The organism is Chryseobacterium sp. VD8, from assembly GCF_037149975.1.
Lineage (GTDB): Bacteria > Bacteroidota > Bacteroidia > Flavobacteriales > Weeksellaceae > Chryseobacterium > Chryseobacterium indicum.
Window position 1 is genome coordinate 1 of the sequence record NZ_JBBCQL010000242.1, and the last position, 6,618, is coordinate 6,618.

Sequence of the window (6,618 nt, forward strand, 5' to 3'; positions counted from 1 at the left end):
GAACAATATATTCTAAAATTGAAATAAAATTTGGATTTGAACTTTTAGATACTAAGAAATTTAGAAGGTCATAAAAATTTAGACCTATCCAACCTTGATTATTGTGCAAAATTGACAATAATTCTTGATTGCAATTATCTTGTAAAATCCTTTCAATAAATAGTTTTTTTTCTTCCTCGTTTGGTTTTTCGATTACGGACATATATTTTTCTAATTCATTATATTTCAATTTGCTATCACCATTAATAATTGTTTGAACCTGTTTTCTTAAAGATAAATTTGATTTTAATTTATCTGAAAATAATTTATGAAAGTCATTGGAAAGATCAAATTTCATTTCACTAAAAGGTCTGTTGTATTTACCCCAAATTCCATATGCTTTTTGATTTGATAAAATTTGATTATTTACAGAAATCTTCAATTCTTCATTTGAAGCTATTGTTTTTCTGACCTTATCAATTCCATTAAAACCTTCAGATTTATCTTTGTAATGTCTTGTGTAAGCCATAATTTGTTCAAACCTTATAAAAAAAGATTCAAAATTTGGATCTGCTATTTTAAATTCTTTTTTAATTGTATGTGCTAAACCTAAAATCTGGAAATCAATTAGATTATTAGAAACTGTGGAAAGATTTGGAATTAGTTTTCTTCCTGCAGCCTGCCAAATAACTTGAAATCCTAAAGGATCTCTTGAACCCTTTATATTGTAATCTGGATCTTTTTCTGTAATGAAATACATTTGTACTTTAGATTTGTTGTTCAAAAAAATAATCTATACTACTTGTAATATTTCAATAAATCGATCAATTCCTTCGATTCTTGCTGTTTCTCCTTCAGACTTATTAAGCACTGCTTTGCCGATAGGACTTTGAATAGAGAGTGGAAGAACCTCATCAGATATATAAGAACTTTTCATTTCCTCATTAACAACTTTAAATTTTTGAATTGTTTTGTCATTTAAAAATTTCACCTTTATTTGTGAACCTAATAAAATTTTGGATACTTTTTTTGTAGGCATCTCGATTGGTGTATCATCTGTAAGATTTAGTATAGTCTTTTCTGATTCTTCTTCAACCTCTATATCGATTTCTGAAACTTCAAATATTTCTTCATTTTCAGTAGGTATAGTGAGTTCGTCGTTTATAATAAATTGTTCTGTGATTGCCGCATCGAAAATATTACCCACCTTCGGTCTTTTAACCGTTTCGATAAATGATAATAGTTTATCTAGTTCTGAGTTTGGATCACGCCACCAATTTGTTCCCCAAATACGGTGAAAAACAAAGCCTTGTGCTTCTAATATACGTTGTCTGTGTAAATCGTAAAGATAAGCTTCGTCACTTGAGTGATACTTCGCACCATCACATTCAAGAGCAATTTTTGGAATACCTTCCGTTAGAAAATCAATTACCATATCAATTCTGAAACCACCAACTTTATATTGAGTCTTAATTAATGTTTTGTCCATTTTTTTGCTCAATCGCTCATATACCTCTTCTTCAAAAGGAGATTCAAGTCGGGGCGTAACGTCACTGTCAATATTAGCTTCATTAATGTAATTAGCCTTAAGAGCTTCTAAAACAGCTACACGTAAATCATCATTACCATCACTTACTGCTTTTGAATAAGCTAGGTATGCATAAAGAACTGCTTTTTTATTATTGCTTTTCTGCGTAACTAAATACGATTTGAAATTTAGTATCCTTTCTTCCGGAATTGAAGTGACAATGAAGTTTTTATATTTGGCTCTGGTTACGATTACATTCAGTAATTTATATCCTTTCTCAAAATTCAAAGGACCAAATCTTTCAGCAAAAGAACCATCAACATTATTTCCATAAGTCGTAGATAAAATAATAATATCTCTTTCATCACCCTGAATATTTTCTAAGTTTTTTACAAATAATCCTTCTTTTTCTAACTCGAGAATTTTGTTGTTGAAATCATTATATTTCTCTTGTTTCTGCCGCTCTACAATTTTATTTTTAATGAGATCTCTCTGTGTGATGTTAAAAGTAGCAATACCAACTGACGGATATTTGTTCTTAGAATCTTTCTTAATATTATTTTCTAAAATAGATAAAACCATATCTGCTTCAAGTTCATTTACCCTATTTTCAAAAACACCTCCTACATTTATGTAAGAAATAGCTTTGTAATCCAAAACTTGTGGTAAAGCCTTTAACTTTTGTTTATAGAAAGCGTGATTCGAAAATTCTATTAGATCAGGGTGTTTTGATCTGTAATGGAAATCCAAGGATTTTGAACTAAAGTTCATTTCGGTACCGAATTCCAGAAGTGATAAGCAAGACAAGGCTAATGAATCTAAAGATGATTTATCTTTAATTATGTTTGAGTCATCTTCTATTATTTCGTCTTCACTCTCTACGTCGCCATCTAAGATTTTTGAGAAATAATTTGAAGGAGGCATCTGATGTTCATCACCCGCAATTACAATCTGCTTACCTTTTAGCATTGCTGGCAAATTATCTTCTAATCTCAGCTGACTAGCCTCGTCAAAAAGAACTATGTCAAAATATTTATTGTTTTGATTAAATAAATTACTGGCAACGTCTGGAGTGGTTAGTATTACAGGAAAGAAAGAAGTAAATAAATCAATATCTCGCTCTACAATAGATCTAAGCGAATATCTTCGATGTCCAGCAGAACCTTTAAAATTAAATAAGTTTTTAACTTTCAAAGCAGCATTATTTCTGTCAAATGTTTCTGTCTTGTTGTATTGTTCATTGAACCAAATATTATTAACAAAATTTATTTGATTGGTCTTAATATTATGTTCCGCTTCAAATAAGTCATCAATACTATGCTGATCAATAGGTAAATTGTCGGTCGCATTTTCTCTTAGCAAGCGATTAAAATAGTTAACATAAAAATCAGTTAGCCAATTAGGAGAATCTAGTAATGCGTTTACAATAAATAAATTATTCTCTGTAAGACTATTGATGAAATTATGCCAATCATATTCTTTTCTGAAAGCGTTAGGATCTGCATCTATTGTAGATTTTTTTTGCTCAATCAACGATTGAACAGATGCAATATATGCATTGAGATTTTTTGATTGTGAAATATTATTAATTAGTCGATCCGATTCAATTTTTTCATTCAGTTTTTCTAGTAAAGTACTTAAATCTTGGAAATTTTTCAGATGTGAGAACTTATCTTTATTTTCGAAAATGTCTGCATTTAGAAATTCAAAATCTATTGTACTATCAATTAAAGAATTTACTTGATCAATTCTCTTAAGAATTTTGTTAGTTTGACTTGAATTTTCTACATCCGATGTTGAGAATAAATATTCATCTTTAAAGTCAGAAGATTCACTTATGGATGACTGTAAATTATCATATAATTGCTTTTGATAAATAAAGTAATCCTTAATAAATATTGAAAGATCATTTAAAATTGCCTTCTCATTTTCAGAAATAATAGGCCTCGATTTTAGGAGATTTATATGTTCTTGTAATTTGGATTGATTTTCTAAATTAAGCAAATAATTAAGATCAAGTCCTGAAAATTTATCTTCAATATCTAGATTTAGTTGCTTTTTTATTTTTTCAGACTCAGAATAAAACTTATCAAATGAATCCAATTTGGACTGCATTGAAGCTTTATATTCAATTCGAGGAAAAAATATGGAACCTTGAACTTTACTATTTAACTCTTCCAAAGTGCTACTGAAAAGATAAAAGTCTGCTATTTTTTGCTTTTTAGCGTTTGAAAATAAGGATGTGATTTTGTAAGAAAAACCTAATAATTTCTCTTCATTTTTAAAATCTAAATCTCCATTATATTTATCGTGAATTTTTTTTAATAAATCCTTTTCATTGGCAAACCTTTGCGAATCTCTGGAGAAATCTTTGTGTTCTAAATCGTAAAATTTTTGTTTCAAAAGATTTAGTTGATTGTCCAAATTAAGATTTAAACTATCTATTTTGTCGAGAGCTGATTTAATTTTACTGATCTGATTATACAATGAATTTTTTCGATCTTCGAAATATTCATTGTATAATGCATCTTTTGAGGCAATAATTTGAATAATTGACTCTTCGTATGTGGAAAATGCTTCATTAATCCTATCCTCTAACTGATAAAAACTTGTAGATTTAAAGGCCTCAGGCGGTAAAAATGAAGATAATTGAATCTCCTTTTTCAATTTAAAGAATCTCTCACCTTCAGTAATGAGACTTGTTAAATAGGCAAATTCATCGTAGTTAAATTCGAATTTTATTTGAGAGGAGAAAGAGAGAGGTTTATTACTTTTTGCGCTGAGATTTTTTAGATAGAGACCAACAACATCAGTCCAGTTCCAATTACCTAACAGTGCATCTTTTAGTAATGAGTGTTTTGAATTTATTTTTGAAATAAGTTCATTAATTTTTTTTAATTGAGTATCATACGTAAACTTAGAATTAACAAATTGACTTCTTAAAACACTTAAATCATCAAGTCTGTTTCTGACTGATGTTACAACTTTTTTTCGGTCACTTGAAATGTCATGAATAAGTATTGCATGTTGGCTAAGTCCAATTTTTTGCAATGAAGTTTGTAGAATTTCAAGAGCTGTATTCTTTTCGCAAACAACAATTGTTTTTTTTCTATTTTCTAAAGCATTGACAAGAATTCCTGTCAAAGTTTGACTTTTACCAGTTCCTGGAGGCCCCTGAATTACTAAATCTTTGATAGCACGCAGAGAATTTAAGGCGCTTTGCTGTGTAGGGTCGGTGGGGATGGAAGTGATGGACTGAAAATCATTGTTTTCTAAGATACCTTGACTTATTTCTTCACCAGCTAATTTTAATAGTTCATCATAATCCTTGATAATATTATGCTTATGAATTTCAAAATAAGAAAACAATCCGGAAAATTGGATAAGAGAATTTGCATCATTTAGTGCTAAATTTTTAAACTTTTCTTCAGATCCAATTGGTAAAATATCGGTGAAAACATTCTCTAGATTTGTTTTTAATTTTTCTTTGCTAGCAATATTTGTTCTTTCTAAAACGTTCAGGCAAATATCAAATAGTTCGTTTTTGGAAATGAGACCATTTTCTAATGTTTCTGAAGATATTTGCTGAAGATCTACATTTGAATCGGATTTTAAATGATTAATAAGTACTTCATTGATATATATTGGAGAATCTTCAGTTTTTTTAATTACCCAAGTGTCATTCTTCCTAGATCTGATAAGTTCTAGTTGCCAAATTATTAAAGGAGCGACGGTTAATTTTTTGTCAATTCTATCTCTTCTAATTAAGAGTGGAAATCCAAAACCGAAAGTTTCGATCCCTTTTTCTGACTTAATTACTTCAACCTGATTCCGTAGATACTCAAAGGATTTACCTAGCAATATGAATTTTTTATGCTCTTTTTCATCAAGATTAAATAGATCTATATCAATGTCTTTCCAAGAAATTTCAAATGAAAAATTATTCTTTGAGAGTAATGTATTTAAAAATTCATTTGGTAAATTTTCATCTATTGCAGAAAGGGTTGAAATATCTAACTTATATGCTGATTTTTTTGGAATAGCATTTAAATGCACCCCTTTACGATTACCAACTTTCAGCCTTTTCTGCAGTTCGATTAGTAGTGATTTTGAAAGTTCCATTTTATATAGAAATTATTGAGTGTTTTTTATATTTTTGCTCTTTGAATACTAAGAAATCAGTTAAGGGTTTTAATCCCTCTAAAGAAAATTTTTCTTTGTGGTATTCGTCAACATTAGAATGGCATTCTACGCAAAGACATTCTAGATTTGATCTGCTATTATTTTTTTATCGTGGTTTCTGTGATGCGTATGCAAATATTTCCTTTCAGTCTCGGAAGTAGCTTTAAAACCGCATCTTTCACAAGTAAAGTTTTTTGTATCACGATAGCAATATGATACTTGCTGCCAATTTAGAATATATCCTTTCCTGTCAATTACTGTTTGTTTTTTTTCACTTTCTTCCAGAGCAAGGACAAAATTATTAAAAGTATTTGTTCCTAAATTTAAATTATATCTTTTTCTTAGCCTCCTTGCACAATCTTTACAGATCTCCAGATTGGTTGTTATATGTTTTTTTTGATCTTTTGAAAAGTATGTGTTTTTTGATGATGTACAAACCTTCATCTTTCTAGATAAATCGTCAGTAGTATCGCAGTTAAATATATGTAATGCAGGATGTCGAGCAAATCTCACATTACTATACTCAGGCAAGTAAGCACCCAGTCTTACAAAACCATTTTTTTTAGTTTTTTGATAAAAACCTATTTCATCAAATTCTAGTTCATTCTGGCTAAGTATAAATTCCTCCAAATCGTACTCGTAATCTACATATATTAATGAAGATATGTAGATTGCGGATTTTCCTTTTCTAAAATCGTAGATCATTTTGTAATTAAACTTGTTTCTAGTTCTTCGTTAGAAGTATTAATTCTAAATTCTACACGACGAGATTTGTTAAGATCTATAGACTTATCGCTACTTAAGGTAGAAACCTCTCCTTTTTTATTTAATGCTCTTGAAAATGACATTCCGTTTGCTGTAAGTAGAAAATCAAGCTTTTCTTTTTTAATTGCATCCAATTTTTTATAAGAGTCTAATGTTCTTATATA

The 6,618-nt window shown here is 29.2% G+C and carries 4 protein-coding genes; all 4 read right to left on the bottom strand.

Annotation, left to right across the window (positions count from 1 at the left end; translation table 11 throughout):
• A partial coding sequence (locus tag WFK35_RS19240; RefSeq protein ID WP_336733966.1) for a hypothetical protein occupies nucleotides 1-739 on the bottom strand: 739 nt, incomplete at its 3' end.
• A 33-nt stretch (nucleotides 740-772) separates the two neighbouring features.
• A complete protein-coding gene (locus tag WFK35_RS19245) occupies nucleotides 773-5,629 on the bottom strand; it encodes an AAA domain-containing protein (RefSeq protein ID WP_336733968.1) in 4,857 nt (1,618 codons plus the stop codon).
• A gap of 141 nt (nucleotides 5,630-5,770) precedes the next feature.
• A complete protein-coding gene (locus WFK35_RS19250; RefSeq protein ID WP_336733970.1) occupies nucleotides 5,771-6,394 on the bottom strand; it encodes a hypothetical protein in 624 nt (207 codons plus the stop codon).
• Nucleotides 6,391-6,618: hypothetical protein (locus WFK35_RS19255; protein ID WP_442892087.1), on the bottom strand; the 228-nt coding region annotated here is incomplete at its 5' end. The genes WFK35_RS19255 and WFK35_RS19250, both read right to left, overlap by 4 nt.

Coding starts and splice junctions, on each gene's coding strand:
- WFK35_RS19245 (WP_336733968.1), bottom strand. CDS start 5,629: ATGGAACTTTCAAAATCACTACTAATCGAACTGCAGAAAAGGCTGAAA.
- WFK35_RS19250 (WP_336733970.1), bottom strand. CDS start 6,394: ATGATCTACGATTTTAGAAAAGGAAAATCCGCAATCTACATATCTTCA.